This is a genomic window from Arthrobacter sp. B0427-1-12, from assembly GCF_059092905.1.
The window spans coordinates 1-1,850 of the sequence record NZ_JBNHIC010000138.1 but is presented as its reverse complement, the minus strand read 5'-3'; the positions used below and the strand labels follow the sequence as shown (position 1 = coordinate 1,850).

1 protein-coding gene is annotated in these 1,850 nt (G+C 66.9%); it reads left to right on the top strand.

From position 1 onward, the window contains the following. The first annotated feature begins 91 nt into the window (after nt 1-91). Nucleotides 92-1,657 (top strand): IS1182 family transposase, encoded by a 1,566-nt coding sequence (locus AC5RWU_RS24160; protein ID WP_493986704.1) that lies wholly within the window; start codon nt 92-94, stop codon nt 1,655-1,657. The last annotated feature ends 193 nt before the right edge of the window (nt 1,658-1,850 follow it).

The following is a 1,850-nucleotide window of genomic DNA, read 5'->3' as shown; positions in this document are numbered from 1 at the left end:
CTAGGAGGCCGCTGAACAAATTGCTTCTGTAACTTGGGGAGTTTAAGGCGCGCCTGCTGGACTCGTCCGCTCAGTGGTTAAGACTGGTCTTATGCAGGGACGTAAGCAGGAGCAGCGGAAGCTGTTGGACGTGGAAGCGCTGGCCGGGGAGCTATTGGCCCCGGGCAGCGTTTTCGCGTTTCTGGCCGGACATCGGAACCGGTTGTTTCCGGATTCGATGATGGAGGACTTGTTCCCCTCGAAGCGGGGCCGGCCCTCGGTGCCGGCCTCGGTGATCGGTTCGGTGCTGGTCCTGCAGGCGCTCGAAGGGCTCTCGGACCGGGAAACTGCGGACGCGTTGACGTATGACCTGCGGTGGAAAGCAGCGTGCGGGTACGGGCTGACGGACACGGCGTTCCATCCGACCACGCTCACGTACTGGCGCAGGCGTCTGGCTGCGAGCAGCCGCCCGCACCGGATCATGGATGCCATTGCTGAAGTCGTTGCCGAGACCGGGGTGCTCAAGGGCAGGCGGCGCAGGGCCTTGGATTCCACCGTGCTGGATGATGCCGTGGCCCGGCAGGACACGATCACCCAGCTAATTGCCGCGGTGCGCCGCTTCGGCCGGGACGTCCCTTACGGGTGGGACCTGATCGAGGCCCACGCGGGCGGCTATGACTACACGCGCACCGGGAAGCCGGACATCGCCTGGGACGACGCCGAGGCCAAACAGGCCCTGGTTTCGCGGTTGGTCAACGACGCGTTGGCGCTGCTGGCAGCCATCGATCCGGGAAGCCTGGAGGGCAAAGCCGCCGATGCGTATGCGTTGCTGGCGCTGGTCGCGGGGCAGGACGTGGAGCCGGCAGAGGGTTCGGACGGGACGGACGGGCGGTGGCGGATTGCCCGGAACGTCGCCAGGGACCGGGTGATTTCGACCGTGGACCCGGACGCGCGGCACGCGCATAAGACCCGGTCGGACAAGCGCGATGGTTACAAGGCCCATATCGTCGCCGAGCCGGAGACCGGGATCCTTACGGCCGCCGCCGTAACGAAGGCAGCCGGGCCCGGCTCCTCCGATGCCGAAGCCGGAGCGCTGCTGCTTGATGCCGATCCGGCCGTGGCAGCAGGGATGCCGGTGGATGCCCTGGCCGACTCGGCCTACGGGACCGCGGACATGCTCCGCGCCCTCGCCGCTGCAGGCCACCGTGCCCTCATCAAACCCAAACCGCTGGCCGCGGCCGTAGAGGGCGGTTACACGCTCGATGACTTCTCCTACGACCCGGACGCCGGAACGCTGACCTGCCCGAACGGGCTCATCCGCAAGATCACAGACAAGGGGTACGTGACGTTCGGTGCCGCGTGCCGGGCCTGCCCGCTGCGCGAGAACTGCACGACCGCGGCCGGAGGCCGCAAGATCGAACTGCACCCCGGGCACGCCCTGATGCGGGCCCACCGCGCTGCCGCGCAGGAGAAGGGCTTCCAAACCGATTACAGGCAGCACCGGCCCATGGTCGAACGCTCGATCGCCTGGCTCACCGACGGGAACAACCGGCGGCTGCGCTACCTCGGAGTGGCGAAAAACGATGCCTGGTTCCGGCTGCGGGCCGCTGCAGTGAACCTCAAACGTCTCTTATCACTCGGACTCACCGTCCGAAACGAGGCCTGGGCCCTCGGATAAGCCCGCCGGAGACACCCGGTCCCCACCCAGGGCCGGCAGGAGCCCCACCAGAGCGCCCTGCACTGCGAAACGCCCGTCGAAAGCATCAATCACCTGCCCGCTCCTTCATACCCAGAAACGCCGAAGGGCTGGTTCGAGCGTCAATTCGCCCTCACCAGCCCTTCAAATCGCCCCTTGTTCAGCAGTCTCCTAG

Coding starts and splice junctions, on each gene's coding strand:
- AC5RWU_RS24160 (WP_493986704.1), top strand. CDS start 92: ATGCAGGGACGTAAGCAGGAGCAGCGGAAGCTGTTGGACGTGGAAGCG.